The following is a 22,898-nucleotide window of genomic DNA, read 5'->3' on the forward strand; positions in this document are numbered from 1 at the left end:
CGAGGCATGAAGCAATCCCACGGAGAATCCTAGCAATGTCAGAAGGAGATTGCTTCGTCATTCTTCCTCGCAATGACGGGAATAGAGAGTCTGGTGGTGTCAGAAGGAGATTGCTTCGTCCTACGTCCTCGCAATGACGGAAATAGAGGGTCTGGTGGTCTAAGAATCAGATTGCTGTATTTTACGACTGATCTAGGTTTTATTGAATTTCACTGATATTGACTTTTTTACATATGTTTTTTAATATTACATGGTCTAACCCCTTAAAACAATCTATATCATGAATACTCCCCAATTAGATAAGTACAACATGCTGCTGAAAGTGGATGATTTCTTTGATGATAACGGCACAGAAACCGCAGCACACGCTCAGATAGGTCCGAAGCACAGCGATCTGGAGGACGTGATAGAGTCCATTCAGGATGCCGCTGGCGAGGCCATTGCCGACCACACAGGTGTAACAGAAGACAAGAGTGCGGTGCGCCAAACCTTAGAGCAAGAGACCTTTACCGCACTGACAGCCGTGGCCAGTTTTGCCCGCGACACCAACAACCGCAAACTGCTGCGCAGGGTGAATTTTACACTGAGCAAGCTACAGGGCATGCGCGATTCCGTACTCTATTTCAACGCGCAGATGATCCGCAGCAAGACCGACCTGAACATTGCTTCGCTTACGGACTATGCTTACACTCCTGCCCAACTGGCAGCACTTACACTGACGCTTTCCAACTTTCTGGACATTACCACCGAGCCCAAAGATGCCATTGAGGAGCGCGCTGTGGCCAACGAACAGGTGGCGTTGCTCTTGCTTGAGGCCGATGGCATTCTGGAAGACCTGGACGGCTATATGGACACCTTCCGTTTCAGCAATTCATCGCTTTATTCCGAATACATCAAAGCGCGCAGCATAGACAATGCTGGGGGCGGAACAGGTGGTGGCGAAGGTGGCGCACAAGGCTATAGCGCATCAGGAACACTGAACCCGATGCAAACAGGAATGGTGCTGAGTTTTGTATACAATGCCGGCCTCAACGTCCATATAAGCAACAACGGACCTGCCGCGCAGATGGAGGTAACTCTGCTGCTTGATGGTGCCCCAATACCCACTGCACCTCCTTTTATTGTGAATATGGGTACGCCTGCAACAGGCCAATTGGGCAGTCTGAGCCCCGTTGGAAACCAGATCCAGCTTCGCAATTTGGATATGGCTGTAGGACTTACCTACAGTGTAAGCCTATCTGACGGCAACACGGCCCCATAAGCGTAGCCAGCACAGAAGGTCAGCCTCCTCCCCGCTTTCGGGCACTCTCCCGTTGCGGGCCTCAGCGCAGGTGTTGGATAAAAAATCTGTGGAAAAGCTACCATCGGTTCGGTGATCACATGGCGCCTTGCAAGCGGAGCGCGAAAAGGTGATTCATTGATGGTGATAGTTCTTAATATTGCGCCACAGAAACATGATGGAGTCTATACTTGAACCGTGGCCTTGGTACGTGAGCGGCATCCTCTTGGGGGTTTTGGTTCCGGCCATGCTTTGGCTGGGTAGCATTTTCGGTGTTTCGGGCAATTTGGATTCCATCTGTGGCATGCTGGGTGCGGGCAGATTCGCTGACCATTTCAGGTTCGATCTGAAAGAGCGAATACCTAGTTTAGTATTCGTTGTAGGTGCAGTTGTTGGAGGATCTATTGCTTCAAACTTCCTGACGGCAGAAAATTACGTGGTTCAAATTTCTGAAGCTGCCGTTCTTTCCTTGACAAGTTTGGGCATTACGGAATTTGAAGGACTGCAACCGCATCAGATTTTCAATTGGTCGTTCTTAGGAACTGCACAAGGGCTTATACTGATGGTTGGGGGCGGTTTTCTTATCGGATTTGGCGCACGCTATGCAGGCGGATGCACATCGGGTCATTCCATTACAGGGATGAGTAGTTTGCAGATCCCATCGCTGGTTGCCACCATCGGTTTTTTCATTGGCGGATTGATCGCCACCCATTTACTCATGCCACTCATTTTCGGACAATGAAGAATGTAAGGATCATAGTGGCGGGTGTCATCTTCGGGATCATCATGGTCAAATCCGAAGCTGTTTCGTGGTTCCGCATTCAGGAAATGTTCCGTTTTCAGGGTTTTCACATGTATGGCATCATCTGCACAGCAGTGGTGGTTGGGGCCATCTTGCTTCAGCTAGTGAAACGCGCTCATTTGAAAAATTTGGATGGCGCGGTCATCTCCATTCCTCAAAAACCGAAGCTCTATAGATCTGCCTTGATCGGAGGAATCATTTTCGGAATTGGTTGGGCATTCACTGGTGCTTGTCCTGGTCCGCTTTTCGTGAATCTAGGAGCTGGCTATAGGGTGATGATCGTTCCTATTCTTGCTGCGGTTATCGGTGCGTTTGTGCACGGATTGGTAAAACGGAGATTGCCTCAGTGATCGCTTGCTAAGGCTTCCAAACGTTCTCTAAAATCGTACTGTAGGTCTTCGTGCAGAACGGAATAAGCGTCTTTTATCTTCACCAGTTGCCGTTCGTAGAGGTTTAGCAGCACCTTACTTCGTTTGAAATTCATATCGAGCGCATTCATCTCTTCGCAGAAATGAAGCAATACATCCAATTCCGTTTCGGGTCTGTCTGAATACTTGATGTATTTGGTGGCAATGCGAAGTGCCCGTCTAATGCTTTTTTTGGCGAGATAAAACCCACTTGTGTTGGTTGCAGCGAAGGCTTCTGAAACTTCTTCTTTGATAGCCAGCACATAGGCATCTTCATCTGTCGAATCGAACAACAGATAATTGAGCAATTCCTTGTTGTCGCGCTTGTATTTGATGAGTTGTTCGCAAAGCGAAACGACTTCTTCTTTGGAAAGCGTTTTGAGTTCTTTCCGTATTTCTGCTAACGAAGCTGACTTCATCAATCCTGTTCTGGAAGATATTGATCTTCCGAAAGCTCTCCGATAATTTCGAATTCTGTTCTTCTATTGCGGGCGCGGCCATCGGGATTATCGGTGCCATCTTCAAATTCGTTGAGCGCAATGGGCTTGTTCTCTCCATAGCCTTTTGGCACCAAACGCTGCGGGTCAATTCCTTTGGAGATCATGTAATCGACCACACTTTTCGCACGTCTTTCAGACAGTTTAAGGTTATAATCATCCGAACCTTTAGAATCGGTGTGTGAAGAAAGCTCAATGATGATCTGCGGATTATCTGTCATGATCGGGTACAGGCCCGTATCGAGGCTGATCTTCGCATCCGCGGTCAGGTCTGCGCTGTCATAACCATAGTTGATTCCGTTCAGAACAATTGGTTTTCTCGGAATCTTCTCCAGTTTCAATTCCTTGGTCAAGGTATCGGCTGGAGTCAATTTCATGGTGCTCACATGCACCACATCGTTGAAGTAACCGGTCTTTTTTGCCTCGATGCTGTATTCTCTACCCGGTTCGAGTGTGAAGCTGAATGTGCACGGATTTCCTCTGAGTTCTTCTGCCAAGTACCTTGTTCCTGTCTCTGGATCATTCATGTAAAGGAAGATGTCCACATCATCCAAACATGTGCTATCGATAACGAGTCCCTTCAGGTGAATATTCACGTATTCCACAAATTCGAAGGCATAGATATCATCGCAGCACGTGGCATTCATCAACGAAACGCCACCTTCTCTGTTGGAGACCAAAAATCCTGTCTGGCGGTCTTTATTCAATACAAAATCGAAATCATCGGCAGGAGAATTGACGGCTTTTCCGAGATGCTGAACCGAATCTTTGGCCCATTTAGATTTCTCGCCTTCCACTTTGTACACATCCAATCCACCGAGGCCCACATTTCCATCAGAGCTGAAATACAAGGTGTGCGTAGAAACATCGTAATAAGGAGTGAATTCAGTTCCCGGAGTATTTACCACCGCTCCTGCATTCTGCGGTTCGCGAAAGCGTTTGGTCCGCGCATGGTATTCGGTAAACCAAATATCCAATCCGCCTTTGCCTTCCGGTCGGTCAGAAACGAAATAGATCACTTCCTGATTCCGTTTTGATTCGCGTCCGATGGTCGGTTGCGTGGTGGTGTAATTCGGAAGATTTATCTGATCGTTCATTTCAACAGGTTCGCCCCATTTTCCATTCTCCTTCTCAGAAAAGAACAAATGGCAGATCACTTTCCCTTGGAAATTCTCCTGACACTTGGTGAAATAGAATCTGTTTCCATCGGGCGAAAGTGCTCCATTTCCGATGTGTTCCGGTTGATCTCCACCTGTCGGTTCGTTGAACTCGCCTTTGGAAACCCATTTTCCGCTTTCCTTTTTGGCCAAATAGAATTTGCGCTTTGGAAGTAGTGTGCTATCAAGTGTTTCGATGTCGTAAAACTCAACTTGATCGCTGACCAACGAACCGTAGACCAAGGTCACAGAATCAATCGGAATTGGAGAGAACTCGATGTGCGCCTTATTGATGCTTTCATCCAAATGTTCCACCTCAGATGTATTTACAGAATCGCGCAATGAAATTCCGAGGTCGCAGCCTTCAATTTTGGTCAACGTTGCCTTTTTGTACCATGTATCCTTCATTTCGGCAGCAAAATGCTTGAATTTGAGAAGGTTCTTCTTCGCGTCTTCGTATTTGCCGTTTTGCATATCCATATCGCCAGCGTAATACAATGCCATCGGATATGCATCTGCTCCTCCTTTCAATTTCAGCACTTTCCAATACGATTCGGATGCATGAGCGTAATCGCGGCTGTTTCGATAGAGTTCGGCCAACTGAAAATTGACCGCTACATTCTCAGGCTTACGCTTTGACCATTCTTTATAGTAGACAAGTGCTGAATATGTGTCTCCCAACCTAAGCGAGTTTATGGCCAAGCCACGCACTTTTCGCATGCTCAGTTTTTCCGTTTCGGGCAAACTTTGCTGCGCGAAAGATGAGGCAATTCCTAAAAACAGAAGAATGCCTATCAGACCGAATTGGGTGCTGCGAAAAAATTGAATCAATATCTGTCGCAAGGTATGGCCAGGCTTTTAGGCGTGAATAGTGGCGCTGTGTAGATCAGCGATAGCTCGAAGGTGGTTTTCAGATTGCTTTGTGTGCTGAGTTTAGATACGTTGAAATCGTAACTCAATCCAACATCAAAATTCTTGATATGGAAACCTGCAACGGGAGCAACCGCATCGCTGTTTCGGCCAAAACCACCACGATACATGATGCCGAGATAGATATTCTTGATCATCGCATTCTTGATGTGATACTTCACATTTGCGCCAAGCACCATATCCTGAACCTTGGTTGTCCACATGTAAAGCAACTTTGGTTCGGCTGAGAAGGAAGAATTGATCGGCACATCTACCAGTACTTGCACAGATTGTCGGGTTCTAAGTCGCTCGGCCTGTGCGTTGAAATAGGTGTCTTTTGGACGGTTGATATGGAAAATGGAAAACCCAACAGTTGGCTTGAATTTCTTGAACTGATGACTCCAAGCAAAGCCTAGATTCATATCGAAAAAAGCCTGCGTTGCTTTTATGTTGTCCTCACCGTTGTAAAGAGATGGGTCAAATATTCCTGTTTGATAGACCCACTGATCTGGAAATGTCTGAGAACTTAAATCAGTGCTTCTGATCACTGCACCCATTTGAATACCAGCCCTCACTTCGTGACCTCTTATGACCTTCTTGTACGCTGCGGTCACAAAGATCTTTGCGGTGTTTAAACTGTAGCCCGAATAGTTGTCGTTAGCAACAAGAATCCCTGCATCGATCTCATCTTTGAAAAAGAAGAATTTCTTATCAAACCCGACCAAACCAGTGGTAATGGCCTTATTGATCTCTGGCCATTGATGCCGATAATTTCCAACTGCTCGGTAGGCACCATCGTACATACCCACCATTCCTGGATTCAGATTCTGCTGATTGGTGTAGAACTGCGTAAGATGAATGTCTTGAGCCTGCAATACGCTTCCTCCTAGCAAAATAGAAAGCACGCAGAAAAGAGAAGAAAACATTCTCTTCGCACTGAACTGAACGAAAGGATTGAACCTGATCAACTTTCTTTATTTAACCGGTGTGAATTCAAACTCAGATCACCACATGTGTTGCCCATTGGGCGTGAGGTTATCCAAATATGTATGTGCCATTTTCTGATACTGATCATAACTGAAATGGCAATCACATCCGTAGTACGACATTACGTTTCCAACGTCTGGATCGTAAAAATCACCATTTGCATCTTGAAGCATGCTTACAAAAATGCATTCATCATTGATGTAGTCGCTTGGAGGATTGAATGGTACGTACGGATCACCAGGTGTATCGCACAGACCATCTCCAGCCGTTTGACAATTGCTACCATCTGCCAATTCAGCTCCATTACCTTCAAACGTATGCTCCAATCCCCAATAATGGCCCATTTCATGAAGAAGCGCACCACCTGGTTTCATAATGCAAATTCCACCCCCTTGCGTATTGTTGATTCCACCTAGATCGGCAAATCCAGCCACTTGGGACGGGTCTAAACAATGCTGCACGTAAAATACATTTATTCTATATGGCTCATGATGTGCCGTGAGCATCTGGTTCCATTCTGGGCCACCTAATACATCCAATGTATCCCACTGAAAGTTGTCGATGTATCGGAACTCACAAATCTCGAAAGAGACGCATATTTCATCAAAGTATGCATTCACTCCGGCCACTTCGCCCTGAATATCTGCCTCCGTGACATTTGGCATGCCCAAACTGTCTCTCACAATATGGACCATAATTGAAAACCGCTTATTGAGGCAAGGCAATTCTGAACGCGGGCTAAAACCCGTGAACAGCGTACTGAACATTAAAAGAATCAGGAAGAGCTTAGCTTTTTTCAATGTGGTCTTGTAGCGATTAAAAACATTGTGGCGACTAAATTACATTTTTAGATAAGCAAGTCTTACTTTAGTGCCGAACAATGTTGACAGGCATCCTTTCAATTTCAAAACGTTTCAAAGGAAAGCCATTCATACCGTTAATGAAACGAACTCTTCTCTTTTGGTTGCTTTTGATGTTTTGGGGCCTCGGTTTCAATGCATTTTCTCAGACTGCCAACATAACGCAAGGATGCGCGCCACTCGCCATCAATTTTACCGCACCTGCAGGTAGTGGTCCATCTCATTTTTGGGATTTTGGTGATGGCGCTACGGCAACACTTCAAAATCCTCAGAACACTTTTACAGATCCAGGAACCTATGTTGTAGAGTATCACGCAACAGCTGCAGGCCCGGTTATCGGTACGGTCACCATCAATATTTACGACCAGCCAATTCCTGCGTATACAGCCACTCCTGAAACAGGTTGTGCTCCATTGAACGTCAGTTTTGATGATGCTACCGTATTGGAAGCTGGAATTTCCATTACTGGCTACACTTGGGTTTTTGGCGATGGGGCCATTGCCAGTGGCTCATCGCCATCACATTGGTTCACCACTCCTGGTTCATTCTATGTGTCTTTGGAAATTCAAACCAATATGCCATCGTGCGACTTTACGGAGGTTTATAATGATGCGATCATCGTTACCAATGGACCAACGGTCACATTTACCACTACGCCTAATCCTGCCACTGCTTGCGATCCTCCGCTGAATGTGTCCTTCACCAACAATAGCTCTTCTCCAACGACCCTCACCTATTTGTGGGATTTTGGAAACGGGAATACCTCCACAGATGAAGACCCTGCAGCTCAAACCTATTCTCAGAACGGAAATTATGTGGTTACTCTAACTGCGACCGACCCGGATGGTTGCTCGGGCACTTTTCAGCGTCCAGTAACCGTTGGTGCACCAACAACCGATTTCAACATACCCGACACGGTTTGCCTCGGAGCAACAGTGACCATGGACAATCTTTCAACGGCAGGTTCGTACCAATGGGTGTTTGCGGCAGGAAATACTCCTACGGTAAGCGGGCAACCAGAACCTCAAGTAATTTTCAATACACCAGGTTTACAGAACGTTTCACTTACCACCACGTCCGGAGTTTGCTCAAGTACACATACTGTTCAAATATTGGTCGAGGATCCATCTGCGGAGTTCACTTCAACCCCAAGTTATTCGTGTTCAGAACCACTGGATATTCAGTTTACCCCGGCAAATTCTGGCTATGCTCAATATCTGTGGACCTTTGGTGATTCGACCACTAGCTCACTCGTAAATCCACTGCATACATACATGTATAACGATACGAATGTGTATGCGCTTTATGGAATGGATACGCTTGCTACGCAACTTATTGTCATTTCAAGTGCTGGCTGTAGAGATACGGTGCAGTATTCTGACACGCTTTGGCTGCCAACTGCTCGATTCTTTCCGAGTGTAGCAGACGGTTGTGCTCCGCTTACAGTCACGTTTGCAGATTCGAGCTCCTCGAACGAAGACATCGTTTCTTGGGAATGGCATTTGGGAGATGGAACGGTAGTTACTTCTAGCGATGGAGCCGACCAAACCGTAACCTTCACCCAGCCCGGACATTACATTTCGTACCTCATCATTGTAAATGCTGCAGGTTGTACCGACACTTCATACAACGTTCCAACCATTGTAGGGACGGCACTTTCGCCTGATTTCACGGTTGATGTCACAACCGTTTGTCCTGGTGACCCCGTTCAGTTTACGGATCAAACGGCCATGGCCGATAGCATCGATTATTGGCATTATTACTCCGAAACGAACCGACAGTTCCACTGTTTTGACGACCCGAATCCAACTTGGAGTTACACGAATGAAACGGGTCCGATGGACGTGACTTTGATTGTTGGATTCAACGGATGTTATTCTTCTACTACCATCAACGACCTTATTCAGGTAAACGGACCTGTGGCTGAACTATTCTTCAACTGCGAATGCGAAACACCATTTGATGTGGCATTTGAAGACCGAAGCCATGACGCTACTGATATCATTTGGGATTTCGGTGATGGAACCACTTCAACCGACCCTGACCCGTTGCACACGTACGCGGTTACTGGCGACTACACGGTTGTGCTCACTGCCACCAATTCGGTAACTGGTTGCCCAACTTCTTACGATACTGCTGTGGTTCATATCAGAGAGATCAGAGCAAGCATACAATCGGACACAATTCTATGTCGAGGAGTTGCAAGCCCTTTTAGCGGTGCGCAATCTCAAGATGTTTATTCGGAATGTTGGAATGGATACACATGGCAGTTTGATGATCCGACCATGCGACCAATCACCACTACGAATGCCTCCTACCCGATCGGTTTTCAAAATTCGGGCAATGTTGGGATACGGTTGATTGTAACAGACATTAACGGTTGTAAAGACACTGCCAACACCCATGTTTCCGTTTATGGAATTGATGCTGCTTTCAGCGCATCCGACAATCACATCTGTTCTCCTAACGATGTTGATTTCACGGATCTCTCTACTTCTGACACCACTATTTCTTCTTGGGTTTGGAGTTTTGGCGACCTGAGTTTTGGTTCGGTTCAGAATCCGACACACACCTACAACAATTTCATTGACACGATGACCATCAACATGATCGTTTCGAATGCTGTTGGCTGTGTCGATACAGCAGAGACGATGATTACGATGTACAGCCCTGTCAGTAACGTGAGTTCATCGCCATTCTTCGCCAACATCTGTGCTGGGCAATCAGTGAATTTCACAGCTACCAATTATACAACTGGAGGATCAAGTCTGAGCTTCGATTGGGATTTTATGGACGGTGGGTCGAGTCAATTGCAGAACCCTTCTCATCAATTCAATGATGGAGGCACATATAACGTAACACTCAACTTCACGGAAATTGCAAGTGGTTGCACAGGTTCTGCTACGCGAACGGTCAATGTTCAAGACTATCCGCAGGCTGGTTTTACCAGCGATGGCGATACCTCAGTGGTTTTCTGCAACCCACAAAACGTGATTTTCACAGATACCACACTCACACCTCCTTCTCATACAACGCAATGGAATTTTGGTAATGGTGGATCGGCTAATGGCGTTCAATCTGGGACGCTTTATAATGTGAGTGGCGAATATACCGTTACCATGATCGTAACGACCTCATACGGTTGTTCCGATACTACTCAACGTGTTTACAACGTCATCGGACCGCAAGGGTCCTTCACTATTGATGTGGATACCATTTGCCGAGGAGAAGAGATCACCTTTACTCTGCAGGACACAAGTGAGGTTTACAATTTCGTATGGGATTTTGGCGATGGGAATTCTGCTGAAAATGTGAATCCGATTGCGCATACCTACACCTTCGTTCCGCCTTCTGGACAAACGGTCGGTAAATTGATCGTTTCCGGACTAATGGGCGGTTGTCCAGACCAATCGACAATTCCAATTTACATCCACGAAGTGGTGGCAGATTTTATCCGAAACGATGGAATTGACACAGCACTATGCTTCCAACCGTTCCCAATCACCAATACTTCTCTTAACGCTGATGTATTTTATTGGGATTTCGGATTCGGACCTACCAGCAATGTCGAAAATCCTGGCATTCTCAATTTCCCAGAACCTGGAACGTACGATGTGCTTTTGGGTGTGAAAAACAATATTTTGGGTTGTAACGACACGATTGTAAAAACGGTTGTGCTGCATCCAATTCCAACGGTAGAATCGTTGGGAGATACGATCTGCGAAGGGAACGTAGGTGATCTGCAGGTTCTGAATGTGGAGTCTACTTCCTATTACGTTTGGCATGCCGATGTTGCCGTGGCCGATTCAAACGCTGTTGCCACTACATCTGCCCCACTTCTAACCACCGACTACGAAGTGCTTGTTTTAGACACGAACGGATGTTCAAATCTTGATACAGCAACCATTTTCGTCATCAACCCATTGGTTCTTGCCGATTGGGATACCACCATCGTCATTGGCGATTCAATCTGTCTACCGATTGATGCGGAAGCAGGATTGTACATGTTTGAATGGACTCCAACAGATGGCCTCGATTGTGATACATGCGGAAGTCCATGTCTCCAACCTCTCGAAAAAGTGACCTATTCTGTTACAGTGACGGACATTCTCGGGTGTTTCACCGCCAACGCAGATTACACGGTAGACATCTACCCAGAAACCTTCTTGGCCATGCCAACTACATTTACACCGAACGGAGATGGTGCGAACGACATCATTTCGTTGGAAGGATGGGGAATAAAGGAATTATTGGAATTCAGAATTTTTGACCGCTGGGGCGAAGAAATCTTTATGACCACGGATAAAGATCAAGGTTGGGATGGTTATTACAAAGGTGTGCTTCAGAACAATGATGTTTACGCTTACAAGATTCGCGCATATACTTGGCGCGATGAACTGAAAACCTTGGAAGGCTACATCAATTTGATGCGTTAATTCCAATCAGCTTGGCTAATTTCAAAGCATGAAAGAAGGCAAAGCCAGTTTCAGTGCCGAGATCATTGCTGCCATGCGGGCCTTAGAATCGCGGAAACCAGAAGCGGAACGAATTTGTTATGATCCTTACGCTCGGTTTCTGATTCGTTCGAAATTCAGGCGCTATGCGAAAACCACACTTTTCACCAAACTACTGTATTGGATTGTAGAAAGAAAAGGTTCTGGACTTCCAGCAGGTATTGCCGCCCGAACACGCTACATCGATGACCTTGTGAAGTTGGATGTGGCTAATGGCGCTAAGCAGGTGGTAATAATGGGTGCGGGGCTTGACATGCGTGCTTACCGACTGGATGAACTGAAAGACATTCCTGTTTTTGAGGTCGACTTTCCGGCCACGCAGGCAATGAAGAAAGATAAATTGAAGTCGATTGAATTGCCTGAACGAAAGCAACTAAGCTACGTTCCTATCGATTTCAATAAAGATGAACTTGGTACAGAATTAACCAAAGCGGGCTACAACCCAATGGTCAAAACCCTGTTTCTGTGGGAAGGCGTGACGATGTATTTGGATGCCAATTCTATTGATGCCACGCTCAATTACATCGCTGCGAAAGCCGCAACGGGAAGCACGCTCTATTTCGACTATCTGTTCTTATCTGTGTTGGATGGAAGATGCAATCTACCTGAAGCAATTGGGGTAAGAAAAACCGGTTCTTTTGCAGGGCGAGGAACTGAAAAATACACTTTTGGTATTGAAGAAACGGAAATCGGACAATTTCTTGCTGAGCGCGGCCTTCAGCTGCTTGAACACATGACGGGCGAATCACTCAAATCACGCTATTTCCACGGGAAGAACGCCAAGCGATATGTATTCGGCATCTGTGGTTTCGTTCATGCCGAAGTGCCTGCCAAGTAAGCCAATTCGTAATTATCCAATAGGTTGATCTTTCGTTTTTCGAAAATCGATGGAATGGGTAAGTGTAATGCGCGCTATATGCGGCACAAAATAGCGGGAAGCAGTCTGTTGCTGGATGTAGGTGAGATAACCGGCTTCTAAGGCCCAAACAGGAGAAAATTGAACTTGAACACCACCATATAACCTATTGGAATCTATCAACTGATATGGCTTGAGTTTGGAAGTTTGTAATAGCAGCTCATCGTATACTTTCAAATACACTTTCACTTTCTTTGCCTCTGGTGTCATTCTTACTTGTAGCTGAATCAGATAACGTAACCTGAAACCGAAACTCAATGGAGCTACCACTTCCATGAACTCCGTTTCATAATTCTTGAACATTCGCTCTTCTAACTGGTAGCGATGGTTGATGCGTAATCTTCCAAAGTCCTGAAACAGATTCCATTCTTGATGCAACCGGATCTCTGACTGCGCGAGAATGTTTCTGTCGTCCTTCTCCAGTACTATGTAATTCATGAAATGAGCAATCCCCATTCCAACATCCATCTCATGTTTGAACTTATAATGAACATGGATGCGTGGCAAGAGCGCTTGACTAGACAAAGACGTTGTCTTGAAAGTCCTTCGCTCTGCTTCCACGTGCAAATTGATGCGCTCGCTTAACTGTCCCTTGAAATAGTAACGCTGCCAGAGATAGCCCGATTCGGTAAACGTTTGGCGTTGCGCAAAAGAATCGACTATGGAAAACCCACCGAAAAGTGCTGCAATAATGACGGAAATCAAAACGCGCATCGAACAAAACTAACGGACAATATGGCGAAGTGTGTAACCTGACACACCTGCTTAATCAGTCCTTGTTTCGCACTATTAGACGTGTGCCCTTATCGAAGTTGATGTAGCTCCATGCCCAGTTGACGAACACCACCAATCTACTACGGAAATCAACCAAAAGCATCAGATGAACGAACATCCAAGTGAACCACGCGAGCAAACCACCGAAACTGATGAAAGGAAGATCGACCACCGCCAGATTTCGGCCAATGGTGGCCATTGTTCCTTTATCAGCATAAACGAACGGAGTCAATTGTTTCTTGATGGCAAGCGCATTCAGGTTCTTGGCCAAATGCGCTCCCTGCTGACCTGCCACAGAAGCCAACATGGGATGACCGTTCGGTGTTTCTTCTGATTGGATAACGGCCACATCGCCTATGGCATAAATGTTCTCTTTTCCGACCACAGCATTGAAAGCATCTGTAACCACACGGTTTCCGCGCGCCATCGTGACATTTAGCCCGTCAACAGGCGCCCCTTTCACTCCTGCCGCCCAAATCAGTGTCTTGCTATTGAACACGTGGCGATTTGTAACCACCTCCTTGCCATCATAATCTTTCAGCTGCGTATTCAGCCACACATTCACGTCCATCGACTTGAGGAATTTGGCAGTTTTTTCAGACGCTATGGTGCTCATATTTACCAAGAGTCGATCGGCAGCTTCCACCAAATGGATCTGCATTTTTCGGATATCCAGATCGGGATAATCTTTCGGAAGAATCTGCTTCTTGAGCTCGGCCAAAGCGCCTGCCAATTCTACACCTGTAGGACCTCCACCAACGATCACGAAGCTCATTAGTGCTTCCTGTTCCTGCAAGTCGCTGGTGTTCAGTGCTTTTTCAAAGTTCCTGAGAATGCGGCTCCGAAGGTTGAGTGATTCGACCAGATTTTTCATCGGCATGCTGTGCTTTTCCACATTCTCCATCCCGAAGAAATTGGAATCAGCACCTGTTGCCATAACCAGGATGTCGTAATGAATGGTGCCAATGCTTGTCTTCAGGTTTTTGCTCGCATCATCAACCAAGAGCACATCGGCCATTCGGAAATGGAAATGCGCTTTTCCTTTGAATATCTTACGAAGTGGATAGGCGATGGAATCGGGTTCGAGACCAGAACTGGCCACTTGATACATCAAGGGCTGAAAAGTGTGATAATTGTTCTTATCGATGAGCACGATCTGATACAGTTCGCTGTCCAATGCTTTGGCCAATTTAAGGCCCGCAAAACCACCTCCAATGATCACCACACGTGGTAGATCGATTACCGGAATATTCAACTGTTCTGCCATAGGGTCAAAGGTAGTTTTCCCTTGAATGCAGGACGTGAATGGTTGTTAATACAGGCGTTACAATTGTTTGAACTTCAGTTGCTACAAGAAGGCAGAAATAAGCGTATGGCTGCTTCAGATGAACCAATGAAAGAACACCTGAGAAGCGCTTTTGTGTGACAAGCATCATAGTGCGTCCAAAATGCCGAAGGTAGTTTTGCTGCAAAATGAATTGACCATGCGTGTTCTATCCCTATTCGTGTCCATCCTACTGCTCACATCAAGCCTAGTGTCTTGTCAACCTATCAAGGAAGGAACCATCGAGCATTTGGAAGCGGCTGGTTTCAACGCGCTGATGAAGGAAACTCCAGATGCGCAGGTTTTAGACGTGCGAACTCCTGGGGAGTTCAATCGAGGCCATTTGCTTTCGGCCATCAACGTAGATTGGAACGATGCAAACTTTGAAACTGGACTTGCCGCGCTTTCTAAAGACCGACCCATTTTCGTTTACTGCCTTTCTGGAGGAAGAAGCAGCAGCGCAGCTAAACGGTTGCAAAAACTCGGGTTCAATCGTATTTATGATCTGAAAGGTGGCCTACTTGCTTGGCAGAGTAGCAACTTGCCTGTGGCGATGAATGAAGATGCTACAGCTAACGCCACAGGCCTTAGTGTTGCAGATTACCAACATGAATTGGATTCAGAGCTACCTGTTCTGGTCGATTTCTACGCGCCATGGTGCGGACCTTGCAAAAAAATGGCGCCCATGTTAGAGGAACTCAGCAGCACCTATTCAAACCGTTTTAAGTTGCTCAAAGTGAATGCAGACGAGAACAAGGAGCTAATGAAAACCCTTAGCGTAGTCGAAATTCCAACGCTTTTGATCTACCGTAACGACAGCATCACTTGGCAACACATCGGCCTCGTTGAAAAGGAAGAACTGCAGCGAGAACTACAGCTCAACTAAGCCTTGTTCAAACAGAAAATTCTCAGAAAATCGAAATCTAGAACTACAGTCCTGCCAACAAGGCAAGTAAGTCCGTTTCTGATATTTCGGTCATGGTTACTTGCACCACATGATTGGATGTGATGGCGAATTCCTCGTAGTGATAAGCCAGATTTCCTTCAGAATTCATCGCGAAGCAGATCGATTTCACTGGTTCTCCTATCGGAACATTGCCCGATTGCTGATTGTAAACCTGCATTATCGAACCGATGTTCGGGAAATAAAGATAGATAACCACGTTGTCGAGGTTATCCTCTGCCGATTCGTAACTCACGGTGGTAAGCGAATCAGGATTCAAGTTATAGAAGTAATCGCAGTTGATCCAGCCCATCGCAGGAATGGCAAGGTCATATCCGATACCTGGCCAACCGAAGGGTCCACCTGTTGAATCTGTGTTTGGAGCAATCCATTCCAAACTATCGATGCCTGCATTGCTACTAACAGCTGAGGCATTGTCGAACCAATCAAGAATATCTCCCGTTTCTTGACCGAAGAAAACGGACATCTGCGAAACAGGATCTGCGTTAGGTGTTTGCGCCAAATAGACCTTACCCGGCTTCAAAACCAATTCCTCGCCATCCTTGAATGCCCGCACGCGGATCTCTCCTGCTGTAACCAACATGTTTCCTTGCGCCACCGTAGGAAGTTCGTAAAGCGCCATGTCCTTTGGTGTGTAGACCTCAATGAGTTTAATGGTGATTGGATAGGAAACATCATTTCCATTGGTGAACATGAAAATGGACGAATCCAACCAAAGTCGCGTTCCTTGATTGCCGATGATAGGACCGTTTCCTTCTCCATCAATTTCAAATTCCTGTTCCTCTGGACGATTATTATACATGAACTCATCTGGGTTCGAATAACTATTGGCTGCAATGCGCTGCTTGCTGCAATCGGTGAAAACGAAGGCCATCACCAACAGCAGGGCTGGCATCAGCAAACGGGCGATTCTTGAAGTCATTTTTCGGGTGTTTTAGTTGCTTTATAAGTACGCTGGACAAGTGGTTCGGTTGCGCGATCGGAACTTGGGAAAATACATCAGACCTACGTGCACGCTACCTTCCAAAAAGAAAGGATTGTATCGATACTCAGCAAAAGGACGAAGCTGTTTATCCAAGAAAACGAGCCCTCCTCCTACTTCTGCAATGAAGTTGAGCGGCTTGGCAGCTTTGAAATTCGATTCGTTGTAATTGAACCAATAATTCACACTGCCTCCTGCCAAAACATAAGGGCGCGCGATGGGATGATAGAATGGAGCGTAATGCAGTTCGAGCCCTCCGCTCACTTCGTGCACCTGATTGAACGAAGGATAATATTGACCTTGCAAAACCACCGACAGACTTTTGATTACGTATCCTTCGGCCCTGGCCCCGAAACCCCAACCCTCTGTCTGAAAATTGTAAGATCCACTGACCCCAAAACCAATCTGAACCTGTGCGATGGCCGCTACTGAACTCAGCAGCATTCCGAACGATAGCAGCACATATCTAAGCATATTCATCCGTAGCAAAAGTAGTCTGTGCATTAACACAAGAACTGACTCCGATCACTTGCCAGCGAGTTTCATTACTGAAACATGAAATGGCAACACCTTGATGAAATCGTGCTGCCATTCGGCCACAAAACCTTGGTCTTTGAGCATCTTAGCTGTATCGCGGTTCAGATGGCACCCTTCGGCAAAATGCTTCCACACGGGATTAAGTGCGTTATGAAAGGTTCTGCGCGTTTTCGTTTGCCCGTGAACGTGTTCTAAAATAATGAGTCGGCCATCGGGTTTCAGCCATTTTCGAAAACTGGCCACCGCCATTTCGGGTTCGGGAATAGTGCAGAGAACCAAGGTACAGACAATGGCATCGAATCCTCCTGTAGGCACACGACTCTCCAATTCCTCACTCCCAATGCCTGCCAATACCAACTCGATTTCAGCATCCACAGTTTCCATCTTCAGTCGCTCCTCTGCATACTTCAGCATGTGTTCAGATGGTTCGCTGGCTAGCACATGGCAGCCTGTGGGATAAAGCTTAAAGTTGATTCCAGTGCCAGAACCTACTTCCAGAATATTTCCATGGAGGGGTTGCAGCAATTGCTTGCGGTAGCGCGAAAGCACTTTCTGCTCCATGCTTTCCATGAATGGGTCGTAAAACCGCGCAAAGAGCTTGGAGTAGAATCCTTCTTTGAGATGGGCGTTTGGGTTGCTCACTGTTCCTTTTGAAGCAAACTTCGGAATAATACAGCTTTGGAATAAACCGCTCACGTGTAATTACTTGGTTTCAAAAAGTTTTATCCTGTTGATTGAAACTTCCCTGAATAAATCAACTTGAATATTTTAAGATGATTGTGCGTTTTCACTGGCCTTTAATTCCTTCTTGCTGCTGATAGAATTGGCTGGAAAGTTCTGCATTGAGCATGCGTAGTAAAGTATTTCGTTAATTACTTCGAATTTCGCACCGACCATCCGTCTGCTTCCACCATTGAAAAGAGAAACGATCAATAAATGTCTACTGGCGATGCTGCTGCTGTTAGCAGCTTATTTGACCATAAGGGCATTTTCGGTAGCCATCATCATGGATGAGGCGACAACGCTCTACTCATTCATCATGAAAGACAATTGGTTTCCAAATTCGGAAGACTGGAATGCCAACAACCATATGCTCAATACGTTGCTTGGAATTTACAGCACAAAAGTGTTCGGTTATTCTGAATTGGCGCTACGGCTTCCAAATTTGATAGCTGGTTTCCTGTATCTGTTTTATGCATATCTATGGAGCAAACGGGTTAAGGAAACCATCAATGCGGTTACCTTGTTTGTAGGTTTGGCAGGAAGTCAGTTTGTGCTGGATTTCTTTGGATTAAGTCGCGGTTATGGACTCTCAATCGCATTCACCTTAGTCAGCTGGTTCCACTTGAGTCTTTGGTGGCGTAATCGCGGGGCTTTCAATTCATTAATTGCAATATGTGCGGCAAGCATCGCCACTTGGGCCAACCTTTCCATGCTGCTCCCACAGGCCGTTGGGTTGTCCATCATTTTCTTAGGATTGGCCCATGATCTTTTGGACAGAAATCCAATTTCAAAGGCTACCCTTTTTTGGATGATTCTATTTGGAATAATACCATCCTTTTTGTTCGCGAAAGTTGGTTTTTTACTCATGGATGGCGGTCATCTTTACTACGGACAAGGTTCAGGTTTTTGGGAAGTTACCGTTGATTCTTTGATGAAATATGCACTCTATCTATGGGATGGAAAACTGAAACTGTTGCTACCTGCTGGTGTAATGTTCAGTAGTGTTTCAGTTGTGGTACTTTGGGTAAAATCGGGTAAATGGATCTGGAAAAATGATGCGTCCATGTTTCTACTACTCATTCTCGGATGTATCGTTGGGCACGTATCTCTTCACCATCTTTTTGGTGTCAATTATCCAATGGACCGGGTTGGGCTTTATCTGCTACCTCTCAGCGTTCTTCTTATTGTTTGGGCACGCGAAGCTCTGCTGGATATTCATCCGTTAGGTCCACTCTTAAGTTTAGCACTTGTTTCGGTCGTTTGGATTTTGCCCATCAATTTATTGGCAACGCTGAACACCAGTTACGCCAGGGTTTGGAAGTGGGAAGAAAATTCCAAGCAATTTTTCAATCAGATTCTTACCGAGTACATCAGTTCGGGCGTTCAACCCATTGTGGCTGCGTCCAGTTTACAAGAAGACGCTTACAATTATTACAACATGCGAGCTAATTGGCCACTGGCATCACTTCAAAACGAAATTCGAGATTCAGGTATCGCGGATTTCATTTACCCGTTGCCGGATGACCCAAGCGTCAATTGGAGGTTTTCGACAACAGTCAATCAAGGAAACGATTCTCAGTCATTGTTTAGAAGATCGCCTTTCAGGCAACGCGTTTTGATTGAATCATTAGAAACTGATTCATCAACATTCACTGGAGAGTTCTTTGGCTTATTGAACCAGAATTTGGATTCGTTAAAAGGTACAGACCTTCTTTATGAGTTGACATTGGCCTTTTCCGCAGATTCCATACCTATGAATATTTGGTTGGTGATGGGCGTAAATGATTCTATAGGAGATGAGCTCATGTACAAATCGTACGAGCTAAAGAACTATCCAAGACGATGGAAGCTTGGAGAAAACATGATCACAGAGCATTGGGTAATGCCCGGCAGAAACGTAGATGCCGATCACGTGAAAATCTTCATCTGGAATATTGACCAGAAATCCATGCACATCAGAAAAGCGAACTTACAGGTATATAAATTAACCGATACTTAAACTTTCTTTCACTGCTTTTCTGTGAATGAAAAATAACGTGAGTGGTAATGGACATCGCTTTAGCCTCGAATTGGCTCTTTAGATAATTAGCAAATACTTACTCTTGCATTAAGAGCATTCATTGTGAAAAGCAACTACATCAATCAATTCACATTTCTGCGATTCTTAGCGGCTGCTTTGGTAGTGGTATTCCATTTTGGTGGACAAACAAAGCCCTTTGATTCTAGCATGCTCAGCCCATTTATTAGCCAAGGCTCCATTGCGGTAAGCTTCTTTTTCTTCTTATCTGGAGTTGTTCTAACAGTAAGTTATTACAACAAACCGGTTTTAAAGACCGGTTCGTTCTTACTGAAACGCTTGGCACGCATTTACCCCGTTTACTTGTTGGCATTTGGAGTTACGCTTATGCTTGGTATGCTATACAATAACGCTTATCCAAAAGGTTTGAGCATCATCTTGCAAGCGCTTTCCTTGCATGCTTGGAATCCTGGATCGTGTTTAGAGATCAATTTTCCGAGCTGGTCCATTTCGGTAGAGATGTTCTTTTACATCCTGTTTCCATTCATACTCAGACCATTCAAGCGTTTGAATCTCACGAATGCGACCCTTTTCATTTTAGCAATTTGGATTCTGAGTGCTGTTCAACACTACTTTTCCAAACAGGTTTATGACCCAAGCAATCCTGCTATCGGACAATTCACCTTGTACTTTCCGTTCTGGCATTTGAACACCTTCATGTTTGGCATGTTTTGCGGGAGATTTATCGATAATTTTCGAATTCCCACTATATCGAATCAATGGCCTTTTCGGGTTCTTTATATCCTTGGTATTGCAGCGTTTTTACTGATCCTCTCCACAGACAATCCTATTAAAACCTACACTCATAACGGACTGATGTCTCCCGTTTTCTTCGTGATACTTATTGGCCTTGCAGCCGACCGCTCCATTTTCTCAAGAATCCTAGGAAGCAAACCACTCGTTGCACTTGGGAACGCCAGTTATTCGATGTACATCTTGCAATGGCCCGTGTTTATCGTGTTCAGGGAATTATTGGGTCAAGAGCATCTGGTAGGAACGGATTTCTACCTCTACTTCACTGGCTTGGTGGCTGTGAGTGTTCTAACGTATCAACTGTTTGAGCGGAAGGCCCAGCAATTGATTTTGGACAAATGGTTGTAGCATTTTGGAAGTCCCAAACTGCAATCCTGTCACCTCTTCCTTATTCCATTTCCCCTCAAAACTGACAAGGCTTCCGTTTTCTGCCCATGGCACAGCTATTGACATTGGCGCAGCTAAGACGAACTAATAACCTAATTTCTAATCAGCTAAAAGCTTCAGAAAAATGGCAACAGATACAGCAGAAAAAACACAAAAGGGAACGATCAATGTCTCTACTGAGAACATCTTCCCGATCATCAAGAAATTCCTTTACTCAGACCACGAGATCTTTCTTCGTGAATTGGTAGCCAACGCTACCGATGCTACGCAGAAGTTAAAGACGCTGAGTGGTATCGACAAGTTCAAAGGTGACCTGGGAGAACTACAAGTAGAAATTGTTCTTGACAAGGAAGCTGGAACGCTTACTATCAAGGATAACGGAATTGGCATGAGTGCCGAGGAAGTGAACAAATACATCAACGATATTGCGTTCTCTGGAGCGGAAGAATTCGTAAACAAATACAAGGATAAAGCGGAAGCCATCATCGGCCATTTCGGTCTTGGTTTCTATTCTTCGTTCATGGTGGCCAAAGAGGTGGAGATCATCACCAAAAGCTACGTAAAGAGCAAGAAAGCGGCTCATTGGGTGTGTGATGGCAGCCCGAATTATACACTGACAGAACACGATCGTACAGAGCGCGGAACCGACATCATCCTTCATATTGCTGATGATAGCAAAGAGTTTTTGGAGAAGGCCCGTATTCAAGGCATCCTTGACAAATACTGCAAATTCCTTCCGGTAACGATCAAATTCGGAACAAAAACACGTACCGAATACGCCAAGCGCGATGATAAAGGCGAGAAGATCGGTGAAGACGTTCAGATCACGGAAGACAACATCATCAATAATACTTCCCCAGCTTGGACAAAGCAACCTGCAGATCTAGCGGATGAAGATTACAAGAACTTCTACCGCGAGTTGTACCCAATGACCTTTGATGAGCCGTTATTCCACATTCATTTGAACGTGGATTATCCGTTCAACCTAACGGGTATCCTCTACTTCCCAAAGATCAAGGACAATATTCAGGTTCAAAAGAACAAGATTCAGCTTTACAGCAATCAGGTGTTCATTACAGATAACGTAGAGAACATTGTTCCTGAATTCTTGACGCTGTTGCATGGCGTAATCGATTCTCCAGACATTCCGTTGAACGTATCGCGAAGCTACTTGCAAGCAGATGGTAACGTGAAGAAGATCAGCAGCCACATCAGCAAAAAAGTGACCGACAAACTTGCTGAACTGTTCAAAAACGACCGTGCTGATTTCGAAACCAAGTGGGACGACATCAAGATATTCATTCAATACGGAATGCTTTCTGACGAGAAGTTCAACGAACGTGCGTCTAAGTTCTGGTTGTTCAAGAACACCGAAGGCAAGTATTTCACGATGGATGAATACAAGGAGAAGATTGCTGCCGCGCAGACCAGCAAAGACAACAAATTGGTATATCTGTACACGAACGATACCGAAGTGCAGCACTATTACATTGACAATGCCACCGAAAAAGGCTACGATGTGTTGGTGATGGATTCTCCTTTCGATTCGCACTTCGTGAATCAATTAGAGCAGAAACTGGAGAACAGCACTTTTGCCCGTGTTGATGCGGATACGGTAGAGAAATTGATTGACAAAGGCGAAGAAGCTCCAAGCAAACTCAGCGATGAAGAGAAGGAGAAACTGAAGCCGATTTTCGAAGGACAGGCCAATCCGGAAGGCAGCAAACGCAGCTTCACTGTTCAGTTTGAGAACTTGAGTGAAAACGATATGCCCGTTACCGTTACCCAACCAGAATTCATGCGCAGAATGGCCGATATGCAGAAGCTAAGTGGACAAGGCGCCATGTTCGGAATGGGTGGTTTTGAAATGTACAATCTGGTTGTAAATGCCAATCACCCGAAAGTGGGCGAGATCCTTAAAAGCAAAGGCGAAAACAAGGAGAAAAAGGCCAAACAACTATGTGATCTGGCACTTCTTGGACAAGGCTTGCTGAAAGGAAAAGACCTGAGTGAATTTTTGAAGCGCAGCGTTGAAATGATTTAATAGCT

Annotated in this window: 18 protein-coding genes; 9 read left to right on the plus strand and 9 right to left on the minus strand. The window is 45.4% G+C overall.

The window, feature by feature from the left end:
- Positions 1-280 precede the first annotated feature (280 nt).
- From K9J17_15770 to K9J17_15780, 3 genes are all read left to right on the plus strand, one after another.
- On the plus strand, positions 281-1,261 hold the full coding sequence (locus tag K9J17_15770; protein ID MCF8278185.1) for a hypothetical protein: 981 nt from the start codon (positions 281-283) through the stop codon (positions 1,259-1,261).
- 196 nt (positions 1,262-1,457) lie between these two features.
- On the plus strand, positions 1,458-2,021 hold the full coding sequence (locus K9J17_15775; GenBank protein ID MCF8278186.1) for a YeeE/YedE family protein: 564 nt from the start codon (positions 1,458-1,460) through the stop codon (positions 2,019-2,021).
- Positions 2,018-2,431, plus strand: coding sequence for a YeeE/YedE family protein (locus tag K9J17_15780; GenBank protein MCF8278187.1), 414 nt, complete (start codon positions 2,018-2,020; stop codon positions 2,429-2,431). The genes K9J17_15775 and K9J17_15780 overlap by 4 nt, the downstream gene beginning before the upstream one ends.
- On the opposite strand, the gene K9J17_15785 is transcribed toward K9J17_15780, so the two are convergent.
- From K9J17_15785 to K9J17_15800, 4 genes are all read right to left on the minus strand, one after another.
- Entirely contained in the window at positions 2,425-2,907 is a 483-nt protein-coding gene (locus K9J17_15785; protein MCF8278188.1) for a hypothetical protein, read from the minus strand. The two genes, K9J17_15780 and K9J17_15785, sit on opposite strands and share 7 nt — an antisense overlap.
- The gene (locus K9J17_15790) at positions 2,907-4,985 is read right to left on the minus strand and encodes an OmpA family protein (GenBank protein MCF8278189.1); all 2,079 of its coding nucleotides are present in this window, start codon (positions 4,983-4,985) and stop codon (positions 2,907-2,909) included. Before K9J17_15790 ends, K9J17_15785 begins: the two co-directional genes overlap by 1 nt.
- Positions 4,970-5,977: a PorP/SprF family type IX secretion system membrane protein gene (locus tag K9J17_15795; GenBank protein MCF8278190.1), complete on the minus strand. Its 1,008-nt coding sequence runs from the start codon at positions 5,975-5,977 to the stop codon at positions 4,970-4,972. The genes K9J17_15790 and K9J17_15795 overlap by 16 nt, the downstream gene beginning before the upstream one ends.
- A gap of 78 nt (positions 5,978-6,055) precedes the next feature.
- A complete protein-coding gene (locus K9J17_15800; protein MCF8278191.1) occupies positions 6,056-6,733 on the minus strand; it encodes a hypothetical protein in 678 nt (225 codons plus the stop codon).
- Between the two features lie 245 nt (positions 6,734-6,978).
- Here K9J17_15800 and K9J17_15805 point away from each other — a divergent pair, with 245 nt between their 5' ends.
- Both K9J17_15805 and K9J17_15810 read left to right on the plus strand, forming a co-directional pair.
- Positions 6,979-11,334 carry a PKD domain-containing protein gene (locus K9J17_15805; GenBank protein ID MCF8278192.1) on the plus strand — a complete coding sequence of 1,452 codons (4,356 nt, stop codon included), beginning with the start codon at positions 6,979-6,981 and terminating at the stop codon, positions 11,332-11,334.
- Positions 11,335-11,362: 28 nt separating this feature from the next.
- Complete coding sequence (locus K9J17_15810) at positions 11,363-12,250, plus strand: SAM-dependent methyltransferase (GenBank protein MCF8278193.1); 888 nt, start codon at positions 11,363-11,365, stop codon at positions 12,248-12,250.
- Positions 12,251-12,262: 12 nt separating this feature from the next.
- On the opposite strand, the gene K9J17_15815 is transcribed toward K9J17_15810, so the two are convergent.
- Both K9J17_15815 and K9J17_15820 read right to left on the minus strand, forming a co-directional pair.
- Positions 12,263-13,042 (minus strand): DUF2490 domain-containing protein, encoded by a 780-nt coding sequence (locus K9J17_15815; GenBank protein ID MCF8278194.1) that lies wholly within the window; start codon positions 13,040-13,042, stop codon positions 12,263-12,265.
- Positions 13,043-13,097: 55 nt separating this feature from the next.
- Positions 13,098-14,357, minus strand: a complete 1,260-nt coding sequence (locus K9J17_15820; protein ID MCF8278195.1) for an NAD(P)/FAD-dependent oxidoreductase — start codon at positions 14,355-14,357, stop codon at positions 13,098-13,100.
- A 229-nt stretch (positions 14,358-14,586) separates the two neighbouring features.
- On the opposite strand from K9J17_15820, the gene K9J17_15825 reads away from it, so the two are divergent.
- Positions 14,587-15,312 (plus strand): thioredoxin fold domain-containing protein, encoded by a 726-nt coding sequence (locus tag K9J17_15825; GenBank protein ID MCF8278196.1) that lies wholly within the window; start codon positions 14,587-14,589, stop codon positions 15,310-15,312.
- Between the two features lie 43 nt (positions 15,313-15,355).
- Here the strand turns inward: K9J17_15825 and K9J17_15830 are convergent, their stop codons facing one another.
- Genes K9J17_15830 through K9J17_15840 form a run of 3 tightly spaced genes read right to left on the minus strand, consistent with a single transcriptional unit; the run spans position 15,356 to position 17,605 of the window.
- Positions 15,356-16,312 carry a hypothetical protein gene (locus K9J17_15830; protein ID MCF8278197.1) on the minus strand — a complete coding sequence of 319 codons (957 nt, stop codon included), beginning with the start codon at positions 16,310-16,312 and terminating at the stop codon, positions 15,356-15,358.
- 21 nt (positions 16,313-16,333) lie between these two features.
- Complete coding sequence (locus K9J17_15835; protein MCF8278198.1) at positions 16,334-16,876, minus strand: hypothetical protein; 543 nt, start codon at positions 16,874-16,876, stop codon at positions 16,334-16,336.
- Between the two features lie 21 nt (positions 16,877-16,897).
- Positions 16,898-17,605, minus strand: a complete 708-nt coding sequence (locus K9J17_15840; protein MCF8278199.1) for a class I SAM-dependent methyltransferase — start codon at positions 17,603-17,605, stop codon at positions 16,898-16,900.
- A 217-nt stretch (positions 17,606-17,822) separates the two neighbouring features.
- Here K9J17_15840 and K9J17_15845 point away from each other — a divergent pair, with 217 nt between their 5' ends.
- The 3 genes from K9J17_15845 (at position 17,823) to htpG (ending at position 22,893) form a co-directional block, all read left to right on the plus strand.
- On the plus strand, positions 17,823-19,631 hold the full coding sequence (locus tag K9J17_15845; GenBank protein MCF8278200.1) for a hypothetical protein: 1,809 nt from the start codon (positions 17,823-17,825) through the stop codon (positions 19,629-19,631).
- 123 nt (positions 19,632-19,754) lie between these two features.
- On the plus strand, positions 19,755-20,810 hold the full coding sequence (locus tag K9J17_15850) for an acyltransferase (protein MCF8278201.1): 1,056 nt from the start codon (positions 19,755-19,757) through the stop codon (positions 20,808-20,810).
- Positions 20,811-20,973: 163 nt separating this feature from the next.
- Positions 20,974-22,893, plus strand: a complete 1,920-nt coding sequence (htpG, locus tag K9J17_15855) for a molecular chaperone HtpG (protein MCF8278202.1) — start codon at positions 20,974-20,976, stop codon at positions 22,891-22,893.
- Positions 22,894-22,898: the final 5 nt, after the last annotated feature.

The organism is Flavobacteriales bacterium (assembly GCA_021739695.1).
GTDB lineage: Bacteria > Bacteroidota > Bacteroidia > UBA10329 > UBA10329 > UBA10329.